The organism is Rubrivivax sp. JA1055, from assembly GCF_020966565.1.
In the GTDB taxonomy this organism is placed as follows: Bacteria; Pseudomonadota; Gammaproteobacteria; order Burkholderiales; family Burkholderiaceae_C; genus Rubrivivax; species Rubrivivax benzoatilyticus.
On record NZ_JAJKFP010000007.1, the window covers coordinates 527,232 to 552,702 of the forward strand.

Below are 25,471 nucleotides of genomic sequence, written 5' to 3' on the forward strand. Positions count from 1 at the left end.
GTAACCGCCTTGTAACCCGTTCCCGACGTATGACCCAAGCCGAAAGCCGCGTCCTCTGTCCCGCCTTGCGCAACCGCATCATGTCTGCCGACGAAGCGGCCGCCTTGATCCGAAAAGGCGACAACATCGGCATGAGCGGCTTCACCGGGGCGGGTTACCCGAAGGCGATCCCGGGCGCGCTGGCGCGCCGCATCCACCAGGCCAACTCCGAGGGCGACCGCTTCAAGGTCGGCATCTGGACCGGCGCGTCGACCGCGCCCGAGCTCGACGGCGCGCTGGCCAGCGTGGCCGGCGTCGAGATGCGCCTGCCCTACCAGAGCGACCCGGTGTGCCGCCAGCGCATCAACGCCGGCGAGATGGAGTACATCGACATCCACCTCTCGCACGTCGCGCAGTTCGTCTGGTTCGGTTTCCTCGGGCATCTGGACGTCGCGGTCGTCGAGGTCACCGGCATCACCGAGGACGGCCGGCTGATCCCGTCGACCTCGATCGGCAACAACAAGACCTGGCTGGACGAGGCCGACAAGATCATCCTCGAGGTGAACTCGGCGCAGGACATGAACCTGCTGGGCATGCACGACATCTATTACGGCACCCAGCGCCCGCCGCACCGCAAGCCGATCCCGCTGGTCGCGCCCGGCGACCGCATCGGCGAGCCGACCTTCCGCGTCAACCCGGACAAGATCGTCGCCATCGTCGAGACCCACGCCGGCGACCGCAACACGCAGTTCAGCGCGCCCGACGAGAACTCGCGCCGCATCGCCGGCCACATCCTCGACTTCCTGCAGCACGAGGTGAAGAAGGGCCGGCTGCCCAAGGACCTGCTGCCGCTGCAGTCGGGCGTCGGCAACATCGCCAACGCCGTGCTCGCCGGGCTCGAGGACGGGCCGTTCGAGAACCTCACCGCCTACACCGAGGTGCTGCAGGACGGCATGCTGCAGCTGATCAAGAGCGGCAAGCTGGCGTTCGCGTCGGCCACCGCGGTGTCGCTGTCGACCGACGCGCTGAAGGAGTTCCGCGAGAACCTGGCCTTCTACCGCGAGCGCATCCTGCTGCGCCCGCAGGAGATCAGCAACCACCCCGAGGTCATCCGCCGCCTGGGCATCATCGCGATGAACGGCATGATCGAGGCCGACATCTACGGCAACGTCAATTCGACGCACGTGATGGGCTCGCAGATCATGAACGGCATCGGCGGCTCGGGCGACTTCGCGCGCAACGCCTACCTGTCGATGTTCATGACGCCGTCCACCGCCAAGGGCGGCACGATCTCGTGCATCGTGCCGATGGTGCCGCACGTCGACCACACCGAGCACGACGTGCAGGTGCTGGTCACCGAACAGGGCCTGGCCGACCTGCGCGGCCTGTCGCCCAAGCAGCGCGCCGAGACGATCATCGAACGCTGCGCCCACCCCGACTTCAAGCCCGCGCTGCGCGACTACTACCGCCGCGCGCTGAAGGGCTCGCCGGGCCAGCACACGCCGCACCTGCTCGACGAAGCCTTCTCCTGGCATCTGCGCGCGCTCGCCGGGCGCGGCATGTGAGGCCCCGGCGGGCGCCGCGGGAGGCGCCTGCCACCGGCGGGCCGTGCTGCCGCGCAGGCGGTTGAACCCGGCCGCGGGTTTACCGCTTGAAACGACGGCGTGCTCAAGACGCCCGTCCCGGCAGTCGATGCTCCGGGGTCCGCGCCATCCGGCCGCGGGCCCGGACCACCGAGACGACTGCCATGAGACAACTCCCGCCTGCCTGCCTTCCCCGTGCCGTCGCCGCCGCCGTGCTGCTGGCCACTTCAGGCCTCGCCGCCGGCGCGTCGGCCGCGGCCGACGACTGGGCCGAGCGCCGGGTGCTCGTGTCGCCGCGTGCCGGCCTGCCGGCGGGCGACTTCCGCGCGCTGCTGGCGGTGCACGGCGGCAAGGCGCGCAAGATGGGCCAGAGCGAGCTGTACGTCATCGACCTGCCGGCCGGCGTCTCCGAACGCGCCGTGCAGCAGCGCCTGGCGCGCCACCGGCTGCTGAAGTTCGCCGAGCTCGACCGCCGCATCGCGCCGGCCTATGCCGCCAACGACCCCTACCTCGGCAGCCAGTGGCACCTGGGCACGATCGGTGCCGCCACCGCCTGGGACCAGTCGCAGGGGGCCGGCGTGACGATCGCCATCCTCGACAGCGGCATCGACGCCAGCCACCCCGACCTGGCCGCGCGCATGGTCGCCGGCTGGAACTTCTACGACGGCAACTCCGACACCCGCGACGTCCACGGCCACGGCACCGCGGTGGCCGGCGCGGCCGCCGCGACCAGCGACAACGCCACCGGCGTCGCCGCCGTCGCCGGCAAAGCCAACCTGATGCCGGTGCGCATCGCCGACGCCAACGCCTACGCCTACTGGAGCACCGTCGCCCAGGGCCTGACCTGGGCCGCCGACCACGGCGCACGCATCGCCAACATCAGCTACAACGGCGTCGCCGGCAGCTCCACCGTCGCCAGCGCCGCGAACTACCTGCGCGGCAAGGGCGGGCTGGTCGTCGTCGCCGCCGGCAACGACGGCAACGACCCGGGTTTCGCGGCGACGACGGCGATGATCCCGGTGTCCGCCACCAACAGCGCCGACCAGCGCACCGGCTGGTCCAACTACGGCGCCTTCGTCGCGCTGGCCGCGCCGGGCGAAGGCATCTGGACCACCAACCGCGGCGGCGGCTACTCGGCCTGGAGCGGCACCTCGTTCGCCAGCCCGGTCACCGCCGGCGTCGTCGCGCTGATGATGGCCCGGCGGCCCGACCTGCCGAACACGACGATCGAGAGCCTGCTCTACGCCAGCGCCCGCGACCTGGGCACGGCCGGGCGCGACGCGAACTTCGGCCACGGCCGCGTCGACGCCGCCGCGGCGGTGGCGGCCGCAGCGGCCGCGGCCCCCGCCGCCGACACCACGCCGCCGACGGTGGCGATCGGCTCGCCGGCCGGCGGCAGCACGGTGTCCGGCACGGTGACGGTCGACGTCGCGGCCAGCGACAACGTCGGCGTCGCACGCGTCGAGCTGAGCGTCGGCGGCACGGTGGTCGGCATCGACTCCGCCGCGCCCTTCGCCTTCGCCTGGGACAGCACCGGCGCCGCCAACGGCAGCCGCTCGCTGGTGGCTACCGCCTACGACGCCGCGGGCAACCGCACGAACTCGGCGGCCGTCAGTGTCAACGTCGCCAACACGCTGCCGCCGGTGGCCGCCGACACGACGCCGCCGCTGGTCGCGCTGGTCAACCCGGTGGCCGGCGCCGTCAGCGGCACGGTGACGGTCAGCACCAGCGCCAGCGACGACCGTGGCGCGGCCGGCATCCGCCAGCAGCTCTACGTCGACGGCAAGCTCGCCGCCAGTGGCAGCGGGGCGACGCTGTCCTATGCCTGGAACACCCGGCGAGTGCGCGCCGGCACGCACACGCTGAAGGTCGTGGCCACGGACGCCAGCGGCAACAGCGCGGCGGCCTCGGTGAGCGTCAGCGTGCGTTGAACCGCCGCGGGGTGTCGGCTGGCTTGACAGTCGGCGCCCCGTGCCCGGCGGCTTCGCCGGCCCCCACGTTTCAAATCAAGGTCTTGGCGCTTCTGGCGCAGCGTTTGCTTCGTGTTGCCGAAACTCACGCTTCCGGGAGTCCCTCGGTGAAAAAGCATCTCGTCTGCCTCGCGATCGCGGCCCTGGGCAGCACCGCCGCCGTCGCGGCTCCGGTGAGCTTTGCCGGCAGCAACGATCCGCTGTCGGCGTCGGTCAGCTTCGACGTCGTCAACGGCCAGCTGCAGGTCGTGCTGTCGAACACCAGCCAGAACGACGTGCGCATCGGCGACCACGTGCTGACCGCGGTGTTCTTCGACATCGCCGGCGTGACGCTGTCGCCGCTGGCGGCGATTTCCGGTGGCGCCACCTACCAGGGCACGGACTGGATCAGCGGCGCCGGCACCAACGTCGGCGGCGAGTGGGCCTTCAAGAGCGACCTCAACCAGTACGGCGCCTCGCTGGGCATCTCCAGCTCCGGCCTGGGCCTCTTCGGCCCGTTTGCCCGCTTCGACACCAGCACCAACCTCGCGGGCCCTGCTACGCCCGACGGCCTGCAGTACGGCATCACCTCGACGGCCGACGACCGCACGACCGGCACCGGCCAGCACCACAGCGAGGGCGGCGTCATCAACAGCCCGCTGACCGTCGGCTCGGTGACCTTCCTGTTCAACGTCCGCGGCACGGTGGATCTGGCCTCGATCTCCAAGGTCACCTTCCAGTACGGCACGGGGCTCGACGAGCCGCATTTCGCCGGCACCCCGGTCGATGGCGGCGGGGGTTCCGGCAGTGCCGTGCCCGAACCGGCGACGCTGGCGCTGGCCGGTGCCGCGCTGCTGGGTCTGGCCGCATCGCGCCGCCGCCGCGCCGGCTGAACCGGCCGCCGTTTCCTGCCCCGCGCAAGCTGCACGGCCCGCTTCGGCGGGCCGTGTCGTTGCTGCGCCGGCCCCTGACTTCCCTCAGCCGGCCCCTGCCGAGGGCGGTGCTAAGCTGCCCGGCTCGTTCATGCGCCGCCTGGCGCCGCAAGGAAGTTCCATGCCCGGATTGCTGCCCGACCTCGATCCCGACGGTCTGCTCGAGTACTCGGTGGTGTTCACCGACCGCGCCGTCAACCACATGTCGCAGAAGTTCCAGCGTGTGATGCGCGACCTGACGGCGACGCTGAAAGAGGTCTACGGCGCGCATGCCGTCGCCATCGTGCCCGGCAGCGGCACCTTCGGCATGGAAGCGGTGGCGCGCCAGTTCGCCACCGGGCGCAAGGCGCTGGTCATCCGCAACGGCTGGTTCAGCTACCGCTGGACGCAGATCTTCGAGACGGGCGCGATCCCGGCCGAACACACGGTGCTGAAGGCGCGCCCGGTCGCCGAAGGCGCCAATCAGCCGTTCGCCCCGGCGCCGATCGCCGAGGTGGTGGCCACGATCCGCGCCCAGCGCCCCGACGTCGTCTTCGCGCCGCACGTCGAGACCGCCGCCGGCATCCTGCTGCCCGACGACTACCTGAAGGCCGTGGCCGACGCGGTGCACGAAGTCGGCGGCCTGTTCGTGCTCGACTGCATCGCCTCCGGCGCGGCCTGGGTCGACATGCGCGCCACCGGCGTCGACATCCTGATCAGCGCGCCGCAGAAGGGCTGGAGCGGCTCGCCGTGCTGCGCCTTCGTGATGTTCAGCGAGCGTGCGCGCGAGGCCATCGGTGCGACCACCAGCACCAGCTTCGCCGCCGACCTGAAGAAGTGGCTGCAGATCGCCGACGCCTACGAGGCCGGCGGCCACGCCTACCACGCGACGATGCCGACCGACGCGCTGACGCGCACCCGCGACGTGATGCTCGAGACGCGCGAGATCGGCTTCGCCAAGCTGCGTGATGCCCAGTTCGAGCTCGGACAGCGCGTGCGCGCGCTGCTCGCCGAACGCGGCCTGCCCAGCGTCGCTGCGCCGGGCTTCGAGGCCCCGGGCGTGGTCGTCGCCTACACCGACGACGACGCCATCCAGACCGGCAAGGCCTTCATCGCCCAGGGCCTGCAGACGGCCTCCGGCGTGCCGCTGATGTGCGACGAGCCGGCCGGCTTCAAGACCTTCCGCATCGGCCTGTTCGGCCTGGACAAGCTGGCCGACGTCGACGCCGCGGTGGCGCGTCTGGTGAAGGCGCTGGATACCGTCAAGCCCGCCTGAGCGGCGGGTGACGGCGGCGGGCGTAAGCTCGGCCCACCGGTTGCCCGCCCGCCGCCATGCGTCAAACGCTCGCCCTGTTGATCGTCACCGCCGCCCTGAGCGGCTGCGCGGCGATGAAGCCGCCGCAACCCGGCTGGACCGAACCGCAGACGCTGGCCCACTGGGGCCCGCCGACCTCGCGCTACACGCTGGCCGGCGGGCTGACGCGGCTGGAGTACGCCACCGGCCCCTTCGGCCGCACGACCTGGATGATCGACGTCGCGCCCGGCGGCCGTGTCGTCGCGGCGAAGCAAGTGCTGACCGAAGAGAACCTGATGGCGGTTCAGGGCCGCCTGCCCGGCATGTCGCGCGACGAGCTGCTGCGCACGCTCGGCCGCCCGGGCGAGCGCCGCGGCGGCGGCTGGCAGGGCGGCGAGGTCTGGTCCTGGCGCTACGCGACCCACGAATGCTGGTGGTTCCAGGTCTCGATCGGCGACGACGGCGTCGTGCGCGACGGCGCCTTCGGGCCGGACTGGCGCTGCGAACATCCCTTCGATCCGCGAAACTGAGCGCCCGTCACCGTCTTCCGGCCGCGCGCCGCCCGCCCATGATCGTCTACGGCATCCCGAACTGCGACACCGTCAAACGCGCCCGCGCCTGGCTCGCCGAGCAGGGCCACGACTACCGCTTCCACGACTTCAAGAAGGCCGGCGTGCCCGAGGTGCGGCTCGATGCCTGGATTGCCGCGCTCGGCTGGGAGCCGCTGGTCAACCGCCAGGGCACGACCTGGCGCAAGCTCGACGAGACCGTGCGCGCCGGCGTCGTCGACGCCGCCTCGGCGCGTGCGCTGATGCTGGCCCAGGCCAGCGTCATCAAGCGCCCGGTCGTCGAGTGGGACGACGGCCGCATCACCGTCGGCTTCGACGCCGCGCGCTGGGCAGCGGCCTAGAGTTCCAGCTCGAACTCCGCGCCCGCCACGACGCGGCCGTTGACCTGGACGTCGACGCGGTGCGCGCCGGCGAAGTAACGCCGCGTCGTCACGAGCTTCATCGAATGGCGCTTGGCCAGCGCCAGCGTCGCGCCCGCGGGCAGTTCGAGCTGCCAGCCCTTGAACACCTTGGGCGTGCGCCGGCCGTCGGCCTTGACGTGGTGCACCAGGTAGTCGACGACCAGGCGCTGCGCCACCGCGGCGCGGCTGGCCAGCGTCAGCGACAGCACCAGCGTCTCGCCGACCGCCAGCCGCGGCGGCGCCAGTTCCAGCACCGCGTCGCCGACGAAGTCCTCGCCGTGGCCCCACAGCGCCAGCATCGCGGCGTCGCCCTGCTTCACCAGCGTGCGGCTGGCGTGGCGCAGCAGCGCGCGGCGTTCGCGCGTCGCGCCGGGCAGGTGTTCGCGCACCCAGGCGACGACGATCTCCGGGTGGTCCTTGGCGATGTCGTTGAGGTGGTTGGCGACGCTGCGGCGCACGAACTCGCTGGGGTCGTCCTGCAGCCGGCGCATCAGCGGCAGGCTGGGTGAGGGGTCGGCCACCAGCGCCGTCAGCCGCAGGCCCCAGGGCAGGCGCGGGCGCGTGCCTTCGCTGACCAGGCGGCGCACCCGTTCGTCGGGGTCCTCGGCCCAGCGTGCGAGCGTCTCGTAGACCCGCGCCGGATGCTCGACGATGAAGGGCCGGATCGCGAACTCGGCGGTGAAACGCCGCGTCAGCCGGTGCAGCGTGGCCAGCGCCCGTTCGGGCTGGTGCAGGCCGCGGCGCGCGACGTATTCGCCCACCGGCCACAGCGCCCAGCCCTCCAGCCCGTCGTCGCCGTCCATCGCGGCGTCCAGCCGGTCGGCGGCAGCGCCAAAGTCCGCGGGCAGCGTCGCTTCCAGCGCGGCGCAGAGCTGCAGCGTGCGCGCCTTCAGCTCCAGCGCGTCCAGGCCGTCGGCGGCCAGGCGCTCGAAGGCGGCGGCGTCGAAACCCGGGCCGGCGGCCGCCAGGCGCGCGGCCATCTGCGCCACCAGCGCCGGGGAGATGAGGTTCTTGAACGGTTCGGCCATGCGCCGACGATAAGCGCCTGCACGCCGTGCGCTAAGCTCGACGGCTTCGCCGCGCTTGCGGCCCCTGCCTCGCATCACCCATGTTCACCGGCATCGTCCAAGGCATCGCCACCGTCGCCGCGCTCGCCGACCGGCCCGGCCTTCGCAGCTTCACGCTGCGCTTTCCGCCCTGTTTCGCCGACGGCCTGGCGATCGGCGCCAGCGTCGCCGTCGACGGCGTCTGCCTGACCGTCACCGAGCTCGAAGGCAGCGACGCCGCACGCTTCGACGTCATGCAGCAGAGCCTGTCGCTGACGACGCTGGGCACGCTGGCCGAAGGCAGTCGCGTCAACGTCGAACGTGCCGCCAGGGACGGCGCCGAGATCGGCGGCCACCCGCTGTCGGGCCACGTCGACTTCACCGCCACGGTGGCCGACGTGCGCCGGCCCGAGAACAACCACGTGCTGCGCATCGCCGTGCCGGCGCCGTGGATGCGCTACGTCTTCCCCAAGGGCTACATCGCGATCAACGGCGCCAGCCTGACGGTGGCCGAGGCCGACCGCGAGGCCGGCTGGTTCGAGGTCTGGCTGATCCCCGAGACGCTGCGCCAGACGACCTTCGGCGACAAGGCGCCGGGGGCCGCGCTGAACGTCGAGATCGAGCGCGCGACCCAGGTCTTCGTCGACACCGTGCGCGCGACGCTGGAAGAGCGCCTGGGCCCGCTGCTGCCGGCGCTGGAGTCGCTGCTGCGCGAGCGCGGCCTGAACCCCGAGGCGCTGGCCGGCGGCGCGCCCAGGCTGCCCGGCTGAGGCTGGACACCCGAAGGCCGGGGTCAGGTCTCGAAAGACCTGACCCCTCCCGCCGTGCCGCGCCTAAGGCCGGGGTCAGGTCCTGTGGGACCTGACCCCTTCATCTGACCCCTTCGTCCTTCTGAGACCGCCGCAGGGGTCAGGTCTCGAAAGACCTGACCCCTCCCGCCGTGCCGCGCCTAGGGTCGGGGTCAGGTCCTGTGGGACCTGACCCCTTCGTCCTTCGTCCTTCGGTCTGCGGCCTTCGGTCGCGCTGCGCCCGCGTCGCCCGCGGCCACCGCCGCAAACCTTGCGACAATCACGGGTTCGCGCGCGCGACCGCCCGGCGTCGCCGCGTCACCGTCCGTCCCACCTTCCGAGCCCGCACCATGTCTGCCACGATCCTCCAAAACCTGCCCGTCGGCGAGCGCGTCGGCATCGCCTTCTCCGGTGGCCTGGACACCAGCGCCGCGGTGCACTGGATGCGCGCCAAGGGCGCCATCCCCTGCGCCTACACCGCCAACCTCGGCCAGCCCGACGAGAGCGACTACGACGCGATCCCGAAGAAGGCGCTGGAGTACGGTGCCGAGAAGGCGCGCCTGGTCGACTGCCGCGCGCTGCTGGTGTCCGAAGGCATCGCCGCGATCCAGTGCTCGGCCTTCCACATCAGCACCGGCGGCGCGACCTACTTCAACACCACGCCGCTGGGCCGTGCCGTCACCGGCACCGCGCTGGTCGTGGCGATGAAGGAGGACGACGTCAACATCTGGGGCGACGGCAGCACCTACAAGGGCAACGACATCGAGCGCTTCTACCGCTACGGCCTGCTCGCCAACCCGGCGCTGCGCATCTACAAGCCGTGGCTGGACCAGACCTTCATCGACGAGCTCGGCGGCCGCAAGGAGATGAGCGAGTACCTCGTCGCCAACGGCTTCGACTACAAGATGAGCGTCGAGAAGGCCTACAGCACCGACAGCAACATGCTGGGCGCGACGCACGAGGCCAAGGACCTGGAGTTCCTGAACAAGGGCCTCACGATCGTCAACCCGATCATGGGCGTTGCCTTCTGGCGCGAGGACGTCGAGGTCAAGGCCGAGACCGTCAGCGTGCGCTTCGAGGAAGGCGTGCCGGTGGCGATCAACGGCCGCACGTTCGCCAATGCCGTCGAGCTGTTCGAGGAAGCCAACCGCATCGGCGGCCGCCACGGCCTGGGCATGTGCGACCAGATCGAGAACCGCATCATCGAGGCCAAGAGCCGCGGCATCTACGAAGCCCCGGGCATGGCGCTGCTGCACATCGCCTACGAGCGCCTCGTCACCGGCATCCACAACGAGGACACGATCGAGCAGTACCGCCTGAACGGCCGCAAGCTCGGCCGTCTGCTCTACCAGGGCCGCTGGTTCGACCCGCAGTGCCTGATGCTGCGCGAGACCGCGCAGCGCTGGGTGGCGCGCGCCATCACCGGCGAGGTCTGGATCGAGCTGCGCCGCGGCAACGACTGGTCGCTGCTGGACACGCAGAGCCCGAACCTGACCTACGCGCCCGAGCGCCTGTCGATGGAGAAGGTAGAGGACGCCGCGTTCACGCCGGCCGACCGCATCGGCCAGCTGACGATGCGCAACCTGGACATCTCCGACACGCGCGAGAAGCTGGGCGTCTACAGCCGCACCGGGCTGCTGGGCAGCACCAGCGGCGGCGCGATCCCGCTGCTGTCTTCGCCCGAAGGCGAGTGACCACGGCCCGCGCACGATGAACAAAGCCGCCCTCGGGCGGCTTTTTCTTTGCCGTGGCGAACGTCTCAGTCCTTCACGGCGTGAACGGACGATGCCGTCCGCCACGCGCCCGGCGCGTCAGTCCTGCTGCGGCCGTCCGACGATTTGCACGTCCAGGCGGGGTTCGGCGAGTTTCTGGTCGATGCGGCTCTCGACGAAGATGTGTTTCGGGTCGATGCCGCGGTCGGCGAGGAACCGTTTGACGGCGTCCAGACGCGCCGGCGTCAGCGCACGTTCGTCGCGGTGGCTGCCGTCGATCTTCCACGGGCCGGTGGGCACCAGCAGCGCCACCTCGACCTGCAGCCCCAGCGCGTCGAGCACCAGCTCGGCCAGGCGCTGGCGGCCGTCGGCCGACAGCTTGTCGCCGTCGAACAGCCCGCGTGCCGGCAGCGACGCGGTCTGCGTCTTCACCTCGCTCTTCTGCGTGCTGGGCACGAGCGGCGGCACGGGCTCGTCGCCCGGCGCCGGCATCGCGGCACCGGCGGCCAGCAGGCACAGCAGGGCGAGGGACAGGCGGGGGGCTTGCATCGGCTCTTCTCTCGGATGGAACGTCTTCGCCCCATTCTGCACGCGCGGCGCGCGCTTGCGCAGCGTTGCAGGCGAAACGGCGGTACCGCCGCTTGGACGGGGCTGCCGTTCGCGCCGTCCCGGCTCGCCGCCCGGTCGACCGGCCGGCCGCAGCGCGCTGATCGCAACACCTTGTTGCAGCTGGGTGGAGTTTCTTGACCCGCGGCGACGGGGGCGTCACGACACGCCGGTGAAATGCGGCCGTTGCCGAATCTTCAGGAGAACCCGCGATGAAGAACCCGTCCCTCGTGAGCCTGGCGGCCGTGCTGGCGCTGGCCGGCCTGGCCGGCACCGCCCAGGCGCGTGAGCGCGCCGTGCAGCGCGACGTCGTGCGCGAACGCGGCCACGTGCAGGCCCGTGTCACCGGGCCCGAGGGCCGCAGCTTCAGCCGCGACACCACGCGTGCCGGCGGCGACAAGTCCACCACGATCACCGGCCCCGACGGCAAGACCGTCAGCCGCGAGGTCGACCGCGACGGCAACGACAAGACCGTCACGCTGACCGGCGCCGACGGCAAGACCGCCACGCGCGACGTGACGCGCGAGGGCGGCGACAAGACCGGCACCGTCACCGGCCCGAACGGCCAGAGCGCCACGCGCGTGGTGGACCGCAGCGCCGACGGCCGCACGGTCACCGTCACCGGGCCCGACGGCCAGACCCACACCCGCACCGTGCCGCGCCGTCGCCTGCACCAGCCCTGACCGGGCGGGCGGCCAGCCGGCCGGCCGCGTGCGTTCAGCCGTGCGCGGCCTCGAACTCCTTCATGTAGGCCACCAGCGCCTGCACGCCCTCGATCGGCATCGCGTTGTAGATCGACGCGCGCATGCCGCCGACGATGCGGTGGCCCTTGAGCTGCACCAGCCCGCGTTCGTCGGCACCCTTCAGGAAGGCGGCGTCGAGCGCGCTGTCGTGCAGGCGGAACGGCACGTTCATCCACGAGCGGCAGTCGCGCGCGATCGGGCTCGAGTAGAACGAGGTCGAGTCCAGGAAGTCGTAGAGCAGCGCCGCCTTGACGCGATTGTGCTCGGCCATCGCGGTCAGGCCGCCGCGCGCCTTCAGCCAGTTGAACACCAGGCCGGCGATGTAGATCGCGTAGGTGGGCGGGGTGTTGTACATCGAGCCGTGCTCAGCGACGACCTGGTAGTCGAAGGCCGTCGGCGTGCAGGGCAGGGCGCCGCCGAGCAGGTCTTCGCGCACGATGACGATCGTCAGCCCCGAGGGGCCGATGTTCTTCTGCGCGCCGGCGTAGATCAGGCCGTAGCGCGAGACGTCGATCGGGCGCGACAGGATGTCGCTGGACATGTCGCCGACCAGCGGCACGTCGCCGACCTCGGGCGTCCAGTGGTACTGCACGCCGCCGATGGTCTCGTTGGTGCAGATGTGCACGTAAGCGGCGTTCGGGTCGAGCTTCCAGCTGTCGCGCGGCGGGATCGACACCGAGCCGCCGTCGGCGTTGCTGGCGACGACGTTGACCTGGCCGTAGCGGCGCGCCTCGGCGATCGAGCGCCGGCTCCATTCACCGGTGTCGACGTAGTCGGCGCCGGCGCGGCCGCGCAGCAGGTTCATCGGCACGATCGCGTTCTCGGCGATCGCGCCGCCCTGCATGAACAGGATCTTGTAGTTGGCGGGCACCGCGAGCAGCTCGCGCAGCAGCGTCTCGGCTTCCTCGGCGATGGCCGTGAAGTGCTTGCCGCGGTGGCTCATCTCCATGACCGACATGCCGCTGCCGTGCCAGTCCAGCATTTCCTCCGCGGCCTGGCGCAGCACCGGTTCGGGCAAGGCGGCGGGGCCGGCGCTGAAGTTGTGGACGCGGCGCATCGGAAGCATCTCCTGGGCAGTGGCTCGAAGCGCCGATTATCCCGGGCGCGACGCGTGCCAGTTCTGATCCGGTCGGGGCCGGCCCGGGGCGCGGCCCCGGTGGTTGTCCTGCGTCTTGAGTTTGGTCAATATCCCGGGGGCGCACGCACCTAGACTGGGTTGCAAGCCCCGCCCCCGGGGCGCCAAGAGGAAGCGAGATGTTCCAGCACCTGCTCGTGCCGGTCGACGGCACCGAACTCTCCGAGAAGGCCGCGCAGACCGCGATCGACCTGGCTGCCAAGCTGGGCGCGTCGCTGACGGCCTTCGTCGCCGAGCCGATGCCGCCGCTGCCCAACATGGGCAGCAGCCCGTCGGTCTACAAGCGCGACGCCGACGCGCACATGGCGCGCACCGAGCAGCACGCGCGCCAGGTGCTGGCGCGCATCGGCGAGCGGGCGCGGGACCAGGGCGTGCAGTACCAGGGCAAGTTCCTGCGCACCGACGCCATCGACGAGGCCATCGTCGACGCGGCCAAGGAGTTCGGCTGCGACCTGATCGTGATGGCCACGCACGGGCGCGGCGTCTTCGGCGAGCTGCTGTTCGGCTCGCACACCAAGAACGTGATGACGCGCTGCAAGCTGCCGGTGCTGGTGCTGCACTGAGCGCCGCCTGACGGCCCGCGGCGCCGGGCGGGCGATCAGCGCGCCGGCGCCAGCCGGTCGAGCGGGCTCTGCACCGCGAAGCCGCCCAGCCGCAGCACGTGGGTGTAGATCATCGTCGTCGCGACATCCGCGTGGCCCAGCAGCTCCTGCACGGTGCGGATGTCGCTGCCCGACTGCAGCAGGTGCGTGGCGAAGCTGTGGCGCAGCGTGTGCGGCGTGGCCGGCTTGGCGACGCCGGCGGCCTGCAGCGCGCGGGCGAACGCACGCTGGAAGCTGCCCGGCACCAGGTGATGGCGGCGCACGACGCCGCTGCGCGGGTCCGCCGAATGACGGCCCTGCGGGAAGACCCAGAACCAGGCCCAGCTCGCGCCGGCGCGCGGGTATTTGCGCTCCAGCGCGTCGGGCAGCTGCACGCCGGCGCGGCCTGCTGCCGCGTCCTCGGCCCAGACCGCGTGCACGGCGCGCAACTGATCGCGCAGCGGCGCCTCCAGCGCGGCCGGCAGCATCACGACGCGGTCCTTGCCGCCCTTGCCGGCGCGCACGAGGATCGCGCGCTGCGCGAAGTCGACGTCCTTCACGCGCAGCTGCAGCGCTTCGGTGATGCGCAGGCCGGTGCCGTACAGCAGCTCGCCGAGCAGGCGGTAGGTGCCGTCCAGCCGGGCCAGCACGGCGGCCACCTCGGCGGGTGACAGCACCACCGGCAGCCGGCGCTTGGGCACCGGGCGGCCGATCTCGTCCATCCACGGCAGCGACTGGCCGAGCACCTTGCCGTAGAGGAACAGCAGCGCCGACAGCGCCTGGCGGTGGCTGGACACCGACAGCCCACGCTCGGCGGCCAGGTGGCAGAGAAAGGCCGCGACCTCCGGCCCGGCCATCGTCGCCGGGTGGCGCAGGCCGTGGAAGCGGATGAAGGCCTTGGTCCAGTGCACATAGGCCTGCTCGGTGCGCAGGCTGTAGTGGCAGCTGCGCAGGGCGTCGCGGAGCTGGTCGAGCAGGCGGCGAGGGGCCGGGGCCCGGGTTGCGGGGGCCGTGGCGGCTGCGTTGGCCGCCGGCGGATCAGCGGCCGGGGTGGTGGCTGCGGGTGCAGTACAAGCGGTGGACGACACCATGGCGGCCTCCCTTGGCAAGCCGGCGGACGCCGCCCAGAATGAGCTGTAACCGACGCCGCTTTTGTCGTCACTTTTACGCCGCTGCCAGGGTCGGTCAACAGGGAGAAAAGTGTGATCCGACAAGCACTTGAGGCGCCCCGGCTGGGGGCTGTTACGCAGGCGTTGGGTGTGATAAACGGCGTTGGTACGCCGCATACAACACGTTGGGCATCAGGAATGCAGCACCCTGCGCACTTTGACGACGGACGACCGTCTTTTGACCACGCGTTCGCCCGAGAGCTCATTGGCAAGTACGTCCTGGTGGGGATCACTGTCCAGAACAAGCGTGGCGAGTTCAAGCGCCGCGAACAGTTTCATGGGAAGGTCGTCTCGGCGGATGAAAGTTCAGGGATCGTTCTGTCTCTCTTGGGTGTGCGCGCCGGCGAGTTCAAGACGCTCCCTCCGATGACTGAGGTTTTCGAGCCCGCACCGCGTGGAACTTACTCGCTAAAGGACAGCGATGAGGACGTGGTGGACCCCGACTTCCTTTGCACCTGGAGGCTGACGCAGCCTGATGCCTAACAAAACGGTCGACTCGGACACCAAACGGCAAGGCGCCGCGAGACGCCGTTGGAAAGTTTGCACCTCGCGGCGCCTTGCCGTTTGGTGCCGGTCACCTTTACGTTATGCAACGGCTAATTTCAAGGCCAGTTCGGTTCAGTTCGGCGGGTCATCGGCGGCGGCGGCGCCATACGGCGGCCAGAGTCTGGCAGGGTACGCCAGCATCGGCGCGCCGGCCCGCGGGGCGCGGCCGAGCAAGGTGCGCTGCCGCAGTGGCCGCGGTCCGGTGGTGGCGCTGGGGTCCGGGTATGCATCGGTCGCGCAGTAACGACCATCGCCGCCGCCCTTGCTGCGTGCCGGCCTCGCGGGTGTCGCGGTGCGTTCATCCGCGCACAATCACCGCGGCTCCGGCGTTGGGGCTTTGCATAACAGGCCGTTCAACCGGACTGCCTGCGGCAGCCGGTCAACGGCAACGTTAGGCCGCATAGATGAAGCTCCTCGCTGCGTTCGTGTTGCTTCCGACTGTTGCGTTCGCCTCGGGCCCGATGCCATGCACCTTTGTTGTCGGTCATGGAACGCAGATTGCAGACAGCTCTGCTGGCCCAGCATCAACAAAGCCAGAATGGTTCGTCGTAACTGGCAACGCCGCGGTGGTTGTTACGGGAACCACACTTACCGCCCGCCTGTTCGACAGGCGAGAGGATGGCAAACTCTCGCACACGCTTGTGGTCAAGCTCCCGCGCGTCATTCGCCAAGGCACTGACTATCAAGCGTCAGTGTCCGCAGTTCTCACGACGATGAACACGGACGGGGGTGACGAACTTCTTCGAGGGTCAATGGTTATCGCAAGGGACAGCGCGGCTGCTCCCGGCTCGGTGTGGCAGTCGCTGGTGGTTCAGAGCTCCAACTCGTTCGCAGGCATAGCCTGCTACGGTAGAAATGCGGCCTAACACCTTGGTCAACCGGACACGACGCGGCATGCCGCCGACCGGCATCATTTCATTCTTGCCGGGTGCCGTCCTGCCGCGTCGTGCCGGTTACCGCGAACGTTAGGCGTCACGAGGCGCTTGCCATCGTAGTGCGAATTAGACTTCCAGTTTCTAGTGCTCACCGGAGACGCGCATGCCCCTGCGGACTCAAGAAGTGGTGGTTGGAAACGTGGCCTACTTCGATCACAAAGTACTCCTGAATAATCCAGAGATTGACCGAAACGACGACGGCCTCGATCGCCCCGGTCCATTCGTTTGTGTGCAGGTAGTCGGAGACCGCAGCGTGTGGTGTGCCGTCTCGACAACCTGGAAGCGGAAGCGACTTCCCCTTCTGAAGGAGTGGTGCCGAGGGGGAGATGATCAATGGAGAGAGGAGCAGCAGTATTTGGTCGATGGACTGAATACCTATCTCGGCCCGACGACCGTCTTTGTGCACGCGGCCGCAGCCGAACGCCCTTTCGCTCCTTTTGTGCGTCCGACCATAAGCGATGCCGGCATCGCAGAAGTACTCAAAGAGATACACAAGCAAGGTGGGCCCCTTCTACCAGCGGCTCCGGGCGAAGCGTGACGCCTAACACCTCGGTCGAGGCGAGGCCCAACGGCAAGGCGCCTTGCCCGCCTCCCGGGCCTGCGTATCATCCGTCCGGCGGGCAAGGCACCTCGCCGTCGGTCCCGCCTCACCTCGAACGTTAGGCGTCATGAATCCAGCACGCCGCTCTCACCTTCTGCTCGTCGCTTCCGCGACCATCTTCTGGGCCACTTCATCACTCGCGTCTGCGTCTCCAAGGAGAATCATGGAAGAGAAAGCTTTCTGGAGTCTGGTCGAACGCGCCAAGGCCAGAGCCGGTTCGGATATCAATAGCCGACCTGCAGTTCTTCAAGAGCTCCTTCAGGAACTGAGTCTGCCGGACATACAAGCCTTTCAGCGTAGGTACGAGAGCTACCTTCTCCTTGCAAACAGCAGGGAACTTTGGGGAGCAGCCTATCTCATGAATGGCGGCAGTTCAGACGACGGTTTCAAGTACTTTAGAGACTGGCTGATCTCCGAAGGACAGGCAACTTTCACAGAAGCTCTGACAGCGCCAGACTCATTGGCGCAGATTCCCCAGCGCGGAGACTACTTCGAGCTTGAGGCTTTTGGCTATGCCGCGTTGAAGGCATTTGCAAGCAAGGGCGGAGGCGAACTTGATCGCGACTTCAATGTCGAGTTGGCCGCACCGACTGGTAAAAACTGGGAGGAGGCTGAACTGCCAGCAATGTTTCCAAGGTTGGCCAGCCGCTTCCTGCGAAGGTAGCGCGATGACGCCTAACCCCTCCATCGAGCTGACGTGCCCCGGCAAGCCGGGCCACGCGACTCATGTCAAACGTTAGCCGTCACAGGGCCCCACCGCTACCCTCCTATGCTGAATCGCGACATCAACTCCCGCTTCGAAGACTGGCTGCTCAGCCCGAGCGAGACTCTGGACTTTGAGGTGAAGCAGTGGCTCGATCTCTCTGACAACGAAGCTCAAGGGCTGGTAGCGAAGGCGCTTATCGCACTCGAGAATCACGGCGGCGGCTTCCTTCTCTTTGGGTACTCGGAGGACTCGAACAAGAAGCTTGTTCCCGATGCCAACCGACCCGCCTCGCTCGAACCCTATCTGACGGACGCGATCAACGCCATTGTCAAGAAGCGGGCCGAGCCGACTTTCAGCGTCGAGGTGACGCTGCAGCGCCACCCTGAGACCGGACTTGAATACCCGCTCGTACGGGTGCCTGGACGGTCGAAGGTCCCCGTTCGCTCCGACAGCGCTACTCCCGGCGGAGCGCTGAAGCAGCACGTGTACTACATCCGGGCACCCGGCCCCGAGAGTCGCGGACCACTAACAGCTGCGGAATGGGATGGACTTCTACGTCGTGCGGTAGCCAATCAACGTGAAGAGATTGTCGGGCTCCTGCGCAGCATCCTTCCGAGCGGCTCAGACTTCGGCATCGCTCCACAACCTTCGGAGCTGGACCGATTGAGCCCATTCGTCGCGGCGGCAGTGGCGCGATGGCATTCCTTGAACGAGTCCCTCCCGAAGGATCATCCGGCACAAATCAAGCTCGGTCACTACCACTTCGCTGCTCGCCTGATTGGTAAGCCGTCGAACTCCACGGCTCAGTCCATCCTTCAAGCCAACAGCTCCGCCAGGCGCTACACGGGTTGGCCCGCCTTCGTCGCGCTGCATCAGGAGAAAACCCGCCCGAAGCTCGTCGACGGTTGTATCGAGGCCTGGCTCGCCGATGCCAACTATCCTGACGTTGGGCACGCCGACTTCTGGCGTATTGACCCCAACGGTAACTTCTTCCTTCTTCGCGGATACCAGGAGGACTCGCTTGATCCGCAAAAGGGCTTCGGAGCGGCCGGTACGCTCTTTGAAGCAACCCTCCCGATCTGGCGCTTGGGTGAGTTCCTCCTTCGCGTAGTGGAGATCGGAACGGCGACGTTCGAGCAGGACTTCGAGGTAGCCGTCAGCTGCGAGTGGCATGGACTAAAGGGGCGAAAGCTGTTTGTGCACAACATGCGGCGATTCCTCGCGGGAACGTACCAGACATCGCAGAACGACATCCGAACTACAGGCCAGTTCGCAGCATCCGCCATCAGAGACTTGCTACCCGATGTCGTGAAGTCCCTTACCCTGTCCCTCTACGAGCACTTCGACTTCTTCACGCCACCCGATTCCATGTACAAAGAAGAACTGGGTGAAATGATGAAGAACCGCTACTAGGCTTGGTCGCGAGTGACGGCTAACCCCTCGTTCGAGCCGACCCGCTACGGCAGGCAACGTAAGCCCGGGCTGAGATACTTCGTACATTGTCTCAGCCCGGGCTTACGCTGCCTGCCTCCGCAGGCGGCTCAACTCGAACGTTAGGCCGCATATGACGAGCGTCATTGCAAAGACCGTCGAAGCTCCCGAATGGATCGCCACGCAAGGCGAGATTGTTGCGGTTGAATACCGATTAGGTCGCCTGCGCATAGAACTTTGTGAGCTTGGTGGCACGCGTATGCTCGAGGTGATCTTTGCAGACGTAGACGGTTTTCGCGTACTCGACGAACGCGATCTCTCTGAGTTTTGGCCAACTTGCTCAAGTGCAAACGGCTCAATTTTTGAAATCAGTGAAGGCGGTTGGCTGTCGCAGGAGATAAAACGCTCCGGCTTCATAAGCGCCCACATGAACGGCGCGTTAAAAGAGTATTTGGTCACTGGAGTTGACGATTGCGTAAATGTTCTTTCCGCCTCACCTCCTGAAGTCAGGTTGCTAGTAGGAGCGCAGTCCAAGTGAGTCAATCAATGTCGGAAAAAATCTGTGGCCTAACTGGGCGGTCAAGCGGACGCCAACAAGGGCCATGCCTTCGGCATTTTCATGGCCCTTTTTGGTGCCCTACGCACCTTCGGTGCTCCGGCGCCGCTTACCTTGGGCGTTAGCGCTATGGAAATCACAAACAATCCGCCTCGCTTCGGAAAGGCCGAACTGCTCGATCACCAATTTGGCGATTGGTGGTTGTTTCTAAACACTTGGGGTACGTCGGCGTTCCTCCTGTTCCTTGCCTGCCTTGGAACAGGCGAGCACAAGCATTTTTGCGCCTTGTTGTCATCCCTTCTCTTGGGCTGGGGCTACTGGGCAGGTCGAAAGCGTTTCCCACTTTTCATTCGGCGTCTTCGGCGGCAACGTTCAGCGGAAGCAAAGGCGCTGGAGAGTGAGATTTTTCGTGACCATTTCTTCAAGAAGTTGCTTACATATTTCCCGCTCATCCTTGGCATCGCAACGCTCGGTGCCCTCCTTGCTTGGCCTGCCTTCAATAGCGATTGGTGCGCTTATGTGTCGTTCTGGCCGCGCTAACCAGTCGTTCCAGGGGACCGCCGTCAAGCTGCGCTTGCCGGTTCGCTGCGGGCTTCGCCCTCCGCCGGCCCCTGAACTCCAACGTTAGGTTGCACATGACTGACGACCCCGCGATGACAACGCCATCCGAATTTGTCGCCTACCATCCGCCGAAGTCGGTGTCTCATGGGCATGGTTCTAGGGCTCGCAATGCCAGAAGAGCCTGGGCCGCTACGGAAGAGTTCATTTTCAAACATACGCAGGCCAACCTCAGCCCCACATTGCGCGTGAAGGTGTGGGGGCCAAGTGAATACACCGACGCTACCGTTTTCGAAAGAGCGATCGAAGAGGGCATCGTTGCATTCGGTTCTTCGCCCACTGTCTCAGGAATTTTCAGCGTTTGGGAGCTAACGAACGCAAACCTTCCTCAAGCACTAGAGTTTGCGTTCAAAGACGAAGAACGCCCTAAACAGCAATTGGGTCCGGTCGATTTATACGTCTCGTACAGCTTCGAGTGGAAGTCACTTCCACCTGTCCCGCGAGGCCCCGACAGCAGTCATTTCGCTCGGGGGTGCCGTATTGGTGTCTCTATCGGCTCACGAAGGTGCTTTATTCAACCCACGTTCTTATTTTCGCTTCCCTCCAGTTCCCCAGAGCTGATCCACTTCCTGTCAGAACTTGAGCCTGATCTTCCCTTCGTCCCCAAAGATGAATATTTTTGTCGCGTGGTGCCTAAGAAATCAGACGGCGGTGAAAAGCTTGTCAAACTTCACCGGGGATGGCGAAGTGCAACCTAACCCTACGGTCGAGGGGGCAGCCAAACTGCAGCGCAGTTTGGTTCCCTCCGCCTTCGGCTCCGGCCGCCCCTCACCTCCACGTTAGGCCTCATGAACAACGAATTCCTCCGCCGCTTCGTCCTTTGGCTCATCTCTGGCTTCGGCCTCACACTCGGCGTGCTGCTGGCCATGTTGGTGTCGGAGTTCGTCAAGCCATCGCTTCGCCCAGGTCCAGACTACGTCGCGAAGAACGAAGGTGAACTCAAGGTAACGCGAGTCGAACCTTTGGGCATCACAACTGTCGCCGGGGCACTGGTCACAATCTCTAACGTGGGGACGCGTGGCTCGCTTCGGCCCTCCGACGTCGAGCTCGTCTTCAAGCACGACGGAAAAGTGCTCTTCTGGTGTGCTCAGTATGTTTCGCGAGAGGTCGCTCAAGGAGCGCAGATCGTTGAGCAAATGCTTTGCGACAAAGTCGAACGTACTCTGCTTCCACAGGGGACGGAGTACGTGGTCAACATCAACAGATTCGAACACTGGAAGTGAGTCCACATGCTGGCATGTTCCCACATGAGGCCTAACCCCTCGCTCGAGCTGACTCCCTCCGGCGTAGCACTTGGCCCGCTTCCCGGAGTGGCTCATCATCCGTTCAGCGGGCCAAGCGCTACACCTGCGCTCGCAGCTCAGCTCAAACGTTGGGCGTCATTGGAGATGCGGTGCCAAGCAAAGCGATGAACGAGTCAACGCGCCGCGAGTGGCGGTCACTCGGGTTCTACTACGAGCGCGATGACGATCGGAAGCAGTGGCGCGTCGTTGGCACACGCGATGGGCTATGTGGCTTCGCTCGTCATATTCGTGAGTACACAAACGATCCCAAGAGTTCCCAGATCTCCGAGCACATCCACCTGGGGCCTTACTGGTACCTAAAGGTTGGCACTTGGTCACGCCCACAAATAACAGATCACTGGATCGCCGGCCCCGTTCAGTCCTTAGCGGCGCTTGCCTTAAGAATCGAAGAGTTGGCGACTGAAGCCGAAGAAGACGAGCACTTGCAGTTCAGGGCGTGGTTCGCGCCGGATTCTCCGTACGAACTCACGCTAGAAGTGCGGGCCAAAGGGTTCGATCCTGCGGGCGCTGATCCCGAGTGCAAGTAGATGACGACCAACCATTCCATCGAAGGGATGTCCAACCGGCTTCGCCGGTCGGTCACCCCTCATGTCAAACGTTGGGCGTCATGAGGCAGAGCGCGCTGCTTGAATTCGTTTCCTCTGCGTTTGCCACTGAGGCAGGTGAAGATGACCACACAAATCCAGGCGTCTTCGGAAAGGCCTTGGCCGATTGGTTGGCGGAGCAGCTTCGCGCAAGAGGTCTGGACATTGGTGAGGTCATCGCCGAAGACTTCGGGTGGTGCATCCAAGCCGAATCAACGCCGCATCGTCTTTACGTCGCCTGCGCGAGCGGCGAGGAAGGGCCGCACAACTGGAGAGTGTTCGCGTTCGCAGAAGGCGGCCTCGTAGCCCGATTGTTCGGCAAAGACCAAAGCACTCAGTCCGTCGCGATGCTCTTTGCCGCGCTCAAAGAGGTCTTGCAGAGAACGCCGCACGTACGGGGCCTGCGCGTGGAGGAGGCACCATGACGCCCAACCATTCCATCGAGCGGACACCCAACCGGCTGCGCCGGTCGGTCACCGCTCATGTCAAACGCCGGGCGTCATGAAGAAGATCCTGTATATCGCCATAGGAGTGTTTTCGCTCTGTACTGATTCGCGGGCATTGCCAGTCGATTTTCAGGCGGGCGGCGGCCTCTTCGAAGACTGTGAGCTAATAGATGTCGGGCCGCAAGGGGCCATTTCTGGTACGGCAGCGCTCGGTGAATTGGTGCCTGGGGGGAAATGGGCCTCAGCACTGGCATTTATCCTGGTGGATGATTCCAAGTTCCAGGCATCATTTCGCCTTTCTATCGGTTCGGTTACTACATCGCCAAGGCTGGAGGTTCGCTACGAATTCTTCACGGGTAGCCGCAGGCCTGTGGCAGAGGGGCTGGGTGAGTTGCCGGTGGGCGCCAATTTGCCATTTAGGCTTTCGTGGCAAAGAGATGGGCGCGTTGAAATTTCGGCTGGTCCGGCTCAAACAAGAAATTTGCTGCTTGATTTTCGCCCAACTCGGGCCTTCATTTTGGTTTCCGGCGGACGAGGACGCATGGAGCTCAATGGGGTGACCAAAATCGACTGCTCACGTGATATTTCTGCGCCGTTGGAGAAAAGATGACGCCCAATCCAACATTCCGCCCGATCGCCTCCGGTGGCCGGAGAATTCAACGGTGGAAGTCACAGTGACCACCTCTGTATTCGTTCAGCCCCCGGGCCCAGAAGAACTCGCCAGTCTGTTCAATGCGGTTGGCTGGGGGCAGAACGACCCGTCCGTCGTTGGCCAATCAATCGCCGCTTACCCGTTCACGGCTTGTGCCCGTACAGAAGCTGGCCAGCTGGTGGGGTATCTCTCTGCGTTCAGTGACGGGGTCATGTCGACGCTGCTTGGGGAACTGGTGGTTCACCCGGAATGGCGCCGGCAAGGCGTAGCAAGGTCACTGCTGGCGGCCCTGGAGCGCGGCTACCCGTCTGCGCCCATCTACATCAAGGCCCTGGGTGAATCGAAGCACTTCTATGAGGCCATGGGCTTCAAGGTCCCCAAAGCCGAGTTCACGGTCATGTTCAAGCGCCCATCGGCCGCGTCGACTTGATGCCGGACTTTGATGTAACACCCACGGTGGAGCCAAACCCATTCACGGCAAAGTCCTGCGAAATCAAAACGCACGGCCGCGGCTTAGCCGTCTTCATGGGGGGCTGTCATATCCCCAGGTATCTCCGCCCCCAATATCCCAGGCCTGCGCTCCCAGCAAAGAGGAACAAGATGGACCTGAACACCGCCCGAGTTTTCGTCAGAGATATTGAAGCGGCCAAGGACTTCTACTCCCGAGGGCTGGGCCTGCAGATCAAGGTCGACGGCAGCGCGCACGGCTATTGCGTCTTCAAGGCCGGAGGCACGGAACTCGTGGTCGAGACCGTTGCGGATGACGCTCCCGAAGAGGAGAGAATCCTGGTCGGGCGATTCACCGGCTTGTCGTTCACGGTTCGAGATGTCGAAGCCGCGCATCGGGAACTGGCCGGGCGGGGAGTGCCCTTCACCGGCCCACCGGAGAGGCAGTTCTGGGGCGGCACCCTCGCGACACTGCAGGATCCGTCGGGCAATGAACTTCAAATCGTTCAGCACCCCGCCGGGGCCTGAACCTCGACGGGTTTCGCCGCGGCAAGCCGGTTCAAGCCCCCGTCTCCCACGCGATGCAACAGATCCATGCCCGGGCGCCGCGCGTGCTGGACAATGCCGGCCTCAGCCCATGCACCACACCCTCTTCGACACCCCGGGTGTCAACCATCTGCTCCGCGGCCTCTCCCGTCTGGTCCTGCGTCTGCAGGGCTGGACGGTCGAGGGCGCTCTTCCCAAGGAAGCGAGCAAGTGCGTCCTCATCGCGGCGCCGCACACCAGCAACTGGGATCTGCCGTACACGCTCATGGTGGCGTTCTGCCTGCGCCTGCGCATCTACTGGCTGGGCAAGGCGAGCCTGTTTCGCTGGCCCTTCGGGCCGGTGATGCGCTGGCTGGGCGGCGTGCCGGTCGATCGCAGCAAGAGCAACAACCTCGTCGCCTCGGCCGCGGCGTCGATCGTCGCGGCACAGGGCCCTCTGCAACTCGTCGTGCCACCCGAAGGCACACGAGGCAAGACCCGTCACTGGAAGACCGGCTTCTACTTCATCGCGCTCGAAGCGAAGGTCCCGATCGTCCTGGCCTACATGGACTACGCGCGCAAGGTCAGCGGCTTGGGGCCGGTGTTCGAGCCGACGGGCGACGTCGAGAAGGACATGCAGGAGATCAAGCGTTTCTACGCCGGGGTCCGGGGCCGCAATCAGGACCAGTTCGCGCCGGACTGACGCCATGGCCGCCAACAGGCCCGCAGGCCTCCCCGATTTCGGCTTGTTTCGCGGTGACGCGCCTCGGGCCGCCTCCTCGTCAGGTTCCCGGGTTCACACGCCAGCTCACGCGATGCGTCTGTCGCTGTCTCTTGCCGCCGCCGCGCTTCTGGCCTCCTGCGCTTGGGGGCCGGTGCTGGAGCCTTACGCGGTCGGCGCCGCCGAGCGCATGCCCGTCGCCGAGGCTGCCACCGTGTGGGGCGTCCGCCAGGGCGCCAGGCTGCACTTCACCCACGTCGACGGCGCCTCGCTGCCGTCCCGTGGCGGCGGCGGGTACCCGGTCTCGCTGGTGCTGGCGCCGGGCCAGCACACGCTTCGCGCCTACTTCGTCACGCCGGACCACCGGTCCACCGAGCAGTCGCTCACGGCCGTCGTGGAGGCGGGGCACACCTATGTGGTCGAGTACCTCCTCATACCCGGAACCCCTGCAGTTCTCCTGAAGCTCGTCGACCAGGGCAAGAACCAGCAGTGCAGCTACAGACGCACGGACGAACTGCGTGGCACCGCGGTGTTGCACTGCACGGCCCGCGCGGCCTCCTGAGCCCAGCCTGCATGGAGGTCCGGCCGGGTCATCACGCCATCGCTCCGGCAAGGCGTCTTCCGGTCGGGGCCGGTTTCCGTCGGATCTCGGTGTAGCCGCCTCTCGAGCAGGCGGTGACCTCCTCCGTGGCGCTCAAGCTGATGCTGGCACTGGCGATCGTGCCGGCCGTCTGCCTGCTGATGGAACTGGTGAAAAGACGCTGGCCTGACGCCGGTCCGGCGCGCCGATGGCTCGAACGGCAGGGCTGCCTGCGGATCGCGACCTGCGCGGTCCTGGTGGTCCTGGTGGTGGGGGGCCTCGGCTTGACGGTCGCCTATTCGTGAACTGTCCGGCTGCGGTCAACCCGGCCGGCCTCGGCCAGGACGTAGCAT

Annotated in this window: 29 protein-coding genes; 23 read left to right on the forward strand and 6 right to left on the reverse strand. The window is 66.8% G+C overall.

Annotated features, from left to right (window positions below; genetic code table 11):
* The first annotated feature begins 29 nt into the window (after positions 1-29).
* The 6 genes from LOC65_RS19015 to LOC65_RS19040 all read left to right on the forward strand — a co-directional run bounded on the left by LOC65_RS19015 (position 30) and on the right by LOC65_RS19040 (position 6,626).
* The gene (locus tag LOC65_RS19015) at positions 30-1,544 is read left to right on the forward strand and encodes an acetyl-CoA hydrolase/transferase family protein (RefSeq protein WP_029718979.1); all 1,515 of its coding nucleotides are present in this window, start codon (positions 30-32) and stop codon (positions 1,542-1,544) included.
* 182 nt (positions 1,545-1,726) lie between these two features.
* Complete coding sequence (locus LOC65_RS19020; RefSeq protein ID WP_230248716.1) at positions 1,727-3,493, forward strand: S8 family serine peptidase; 1,767 nt, start codon at positions 1,727-1,729, stop codon at positions 3,491-3,493.
* A gap of 146 nt (positions 3,494-3,639) precedes the next feature.
* The gene (locus LOC65_RS19025) at positions 3,640-4,404 is read left to right on the forward strand and encodes an XDD4 family exosortase-dependent surface protein (RefSeq protein ID WP_009857231.1); all 765 of its coding nucleotides are present in this window, start codon (positions 3,640-3,642) and stop codon (positions 4,402-4,404) included.
* Between the two features lie 160 nt (positions 4,405-4,564).
* The gene (locus LOC65_RS19030) at positions 4,565-5,698 is read left to right on the forward strand and encodes an aminotransferase class V-fold PLP-dependent enzyme (RefSeq protein WP_230248717.1); all 1,134 of its coding nucleotides are present in this window, start codon (positions 4,565-4,567) and stop codon (positions 5,696-5,698) included.
* A gap of 56 nt (positions 5,699-5,754) precedes the next feature.
* Entirely contained in the window at positions 5,755-6,246 is a 492-nt protein-coding gene (locus tag LOC65_RS19035) for a hypothetical protein (RefSeq protein ID WP_029718982.1), read from the forward strand.
* A gap of 38 nt (positions 6,247-6,284) precedes the next feature.
* On the forward strand, positions 6,285-6,626 hold the full coding sequence (locus LOC65_RS19040; protein ID WP_230248718.1) for an ArsC family reductase: 342 nt from the start codon (positions 6,285-6,287) through the stop codon (positions 6,624-6,626).
* Here the strand turns inward: LOC65_RS19040 and LOC65_RS19045 are convergent.
* Positions 6,623-7,714, reverse strand: a complete 1,092-nt coding sequence (locus LOC65_RS19045; protein ID WP_230248719.1) for a DNA alkylation repair protein — start codon at positions 7,712-7,714, stop codon at positions 6,623-6,625. The genes LOC65_RS19040 and LOC65_RS19045 overlap by 4 nt on opposite strands.
* An 80-nt stretch (positions 7,715-7,794) precedes the next feature.
* Between LOC65_RS19045 and LOC65_RS19050 the strand changes: the two genes are divergently transcribed.
* Positions 7,795-8,502, forward strand: coding sequence for a riboflavin synthase subunit alpha (locus tag LOC65_RS19050; RefSeq protein ID WP_230248720.1), 708 nt, complete (start codon positions 7,795-7,797; stop codon positions 8,500-8,502).
* 368 nt (positions 8,503-8,870) lie between these two features.
* Complete coding sequence (gene argG / locus LOC65_RS19055) at positions 8,871-10,214, forward strand: argininosuccinate synthase (RefSeq protein WP_164963293.1); 1,344 nt, start codon at positions 8,871-8,873, stop codon at positions 10,212-10,214.
* Positions 10,215-10,331: 117 nt separating this feature from the next.
* Here the strand turns inward: argG and LOC65_RS19060 are convergent, their stop codons facing one another.
* The gene (locus tag LOC65_RS19060) at positions 10,332-10,781 is read right to left on the reverse strand and encodes a hypothetical protein (RefSeq protein ID WP_009857224.1); all 450 of its coding nucleotides are present in this window, start codon (positions 10,779-10,781) and stop codon (positions 10,332-10,334) included.
* Between the two features lie 269 nt (positions 10,782-11,050).
* Here LOC65_RS19060 and LOC65_RS19065 point away from each other — a divergent pair, with 269 nt between their 5' ends.
* Entirely contained in the window at positions 11,051-11,521 is a 471-nt protein-coding gene (locus tag LOC65_RS19065; protein ID WP_230248721.1) for a hypothetical protein, read from the forward strand.
* A 34-nt stretch (positions 11,522-11,555) separates the two neighbouring features.
* Here LOC65_RS19065 and serC read toward each other — a convergent pair whose 3' ends face one another.
* On the reverse strand, positions 11,556-12,638 hold the full coding sequence (gene serC, locus LOC65_RS19070; protein WP_230248722.1) for a 3-phosphoserine/phosphohydroxythreonine transaminase: 1,083 nt from the start codon (positions 12,636-12,638) through the stop codon (positions 11,556-11,558).
* A 197-nt stretch (positions 12,639-12,835) separates the two neighbouring features.
* Between serC and LOC65_RS19075 the strand changes: the two genes are divergently transcribed.
* Entirely contained in the window at positions 12,836-13,279 is a 444-nt protein-coding gene (locus tag LOC65_RS19075; RefSeq protein ID WP_009857221.1) for a universal stress protein, read from the forward strand.
* 35 nt (positions 13,280-13,314) lie between these two features.
* Here LOC65_RS19075 and LOC65_RS19080 read toward each other — a convergent pair whose 3' ends face one another.
* The 3 genes from LOC65_RS19080 to LOC65_RS19090 form a co-directional block, all read right to left on the reverse strand.
* Positions 13,315-14,388 (reverse strand): integron integrase, encoded by a 1,074-nt coding sequence (locus LOC65_RS19080; RefSeq protein WP_230248723.1) that lies wholly within the window; start codon positions 14,386-14,388, stop codon positions 13,315-13,317.
* Between the two features lie 210 nt (positions 14,389-14,598).
* Positions 14,599-14,745 (reverse strand): hypothetical protein, encoded by a 147-nt coding sequence (locus LOC65_RS19085; RefSeq protein WP_155983607.1) that lies wholly within the window; start codon positions 14,743-14,745, stop codon positions 14,599-14,601.
* 1,290 nt (positions 14,746-16,035) lie between these two features.
* Positions 16,036-16,446, reverse strand: coding sequence for a hypothetical protein (locus LOC65_RS19090; RefSeq protein ID WP_230248724.1), 411 nt, complete (start codon positions 16,444-16,446; stop codon positions 16,036-16,038).
* Positions 16,447-16,711: 265 nt separating this feature from the next.
* Between LOC65_RS19090 and LOC65_RS19095 the strand changes: the two genes are divergently transcribed.
* The 13 genes from LOC65_RS19095 (at position 16,712) to LOC65_RS19155 (ending at position 25,423) form a co-directional block, all read left to right on the forward strand.
* The gene (locus tag LOC65_RS19095; protein WP_230248725.1) at positions 16,712-17,212 is read left to right on the forward strand and encodes a DUF4240 domain-containing protein; all 501 of its coding nucleotides are present in this window, start codon (positions 16,712-16,714) and stop codon (positions 17,210-17,212) included.
* 105 nt (positions 17,213-17,317) lie between these two features.
* The gene (locus tag LOC65_RS19100; RefSeq protein ID WP_230248726.1) at positions 17,318-18,667 is read left to right on the forward strand and encodes a helix-turn-helix domain-containing protein; all 1,350 of its coding nucleotides are present in this window, start codon (positions 17,318-17,320) and stop codon (positions 18,665-18,667) included.
* Positions 18,668-18,818: 151 nt separating this feature from the next.
* A complete protein-coding gene (locus LOC65_RS19105) occupies positions 18,819-19,223 on the forward strand; it encodes a hypothetical protein (RefSeq protein WP_230248727.1) in 405 nt (134 codons plus the stop codon).
* A gap of 147 nt (positions 19,224-19,370) precedes the next feature.
* A complete protein-coding gene (locus tag LOC65_RS19110) occupies positions 19,371-19,781 on the forward strand; it encodes a hypothetical protein (RefSeq protein WP_230248728.1) in 411 nt (136 codons plus the stop codon).
* 95 nt (positions 19,782-19,876) lie between these two features.
* Positions 19,877-20,557: a hypothetical protein gene (locus LOC65_RS19115; RefSeq protein WP_230248729.1), complete on the forward strand. Its 681-nt coding sequence runs from the start codon at positions 19,877-19,879 to the stop codon at positions 20,555-20,557.
* 90 nt (positions 20,558-20,647) lie between these two features.
* Positions 20,648-21,082: a hypothetical protein gene (locus LOC65_RS19120; RefSeq protein WP_009857219.1), complete on the forward strand. Its 435-nt coding sequence runs from the start codon at positions 20,648-20,650 to the stop codon at positions 21,080-21,082.
* A gap of 688 nt (positions 21,083-21,770) precedes the next feature.
* A complete protein-coding gene (locus tag LOC65_RS19125) occupies positions 21,771-22,172 on the forward strand; it encodes a hypothetical protein (RefSeq protein ID WP_230248730.1) in 402 nt (133 codons plus the stop codon).
* Between the two features lie 76 nt (positions 22,173-22,248).
* Positions 22,249-22,803, forward strand: coding sequence for a hypothetical protein (locus LOC65_RS19130; protein ID WP_230248731.1), 555 nt, complete (start codon positions 22,249-22,251; stop codon positions 22,801-22,803).
* Positions 22,804-22,855: 52 nt separating this feature from the next.
* On the forward strand, positions 22,856-23,275 hold the full coding sequence (locus LOC65_RS19135; protein ID WP_230248732.1) for a GNAT family N-acetyltransferase: 420 nt from the start codon (positions 22,856-22,858) through the stop codon (positions 23,273-23,275).
* Between the two features lie 170 nt (positions 23,276-23,445).
* Positions 23,446-23,820, forward strand: coding sequence for a VOC family protein (locus LOC65_RS19140; RefSeq protein WP_230248733.1), 375 nt, complete (start codon positions 23,446-23,448; stop codon positions 23,818-23,820).
* 109 nt (positions 23,821-23,929) lie between these two features.
* Positions 23,930-24,520, forward strand: a complete 591-nt coding sequence (locus LOC65_RS19145) for a lysophospholipid acyltransferase family protein (RefSeq protein WP_230248734.1) — start codon at positions 23,930-23,932, stop codon at positions 24,518-24,520.
* Positions 24,521-24,632: 112 nt separating this feature from the next.
* Positions 24,633-25,100 (forward strand): hypothetical protein, encoded by a 468-nt coding sequence (locus LOC65_RS19150; RefSeq protein ID WP_230248735.1) that lies wholly within the window; start codon positions 24,633-24,635, stop codon positions 25,098-25,100.
* A gap of 125 nt (positions 25,101-25,225) precedes the next feature.
* On the forward strand, positions 25,226-25,423 hold the full coding sequence (locus LOC65_RS19155; protein WP_230248736.1) for a hypothetical protein: 198 nt from the start codon (positions 25,226-25,228) through the stop codon (positions 25,421-25,423).
* The last annotated feature ends 48 nt before the right edge of the window (positions 25,424-25,471 follow it).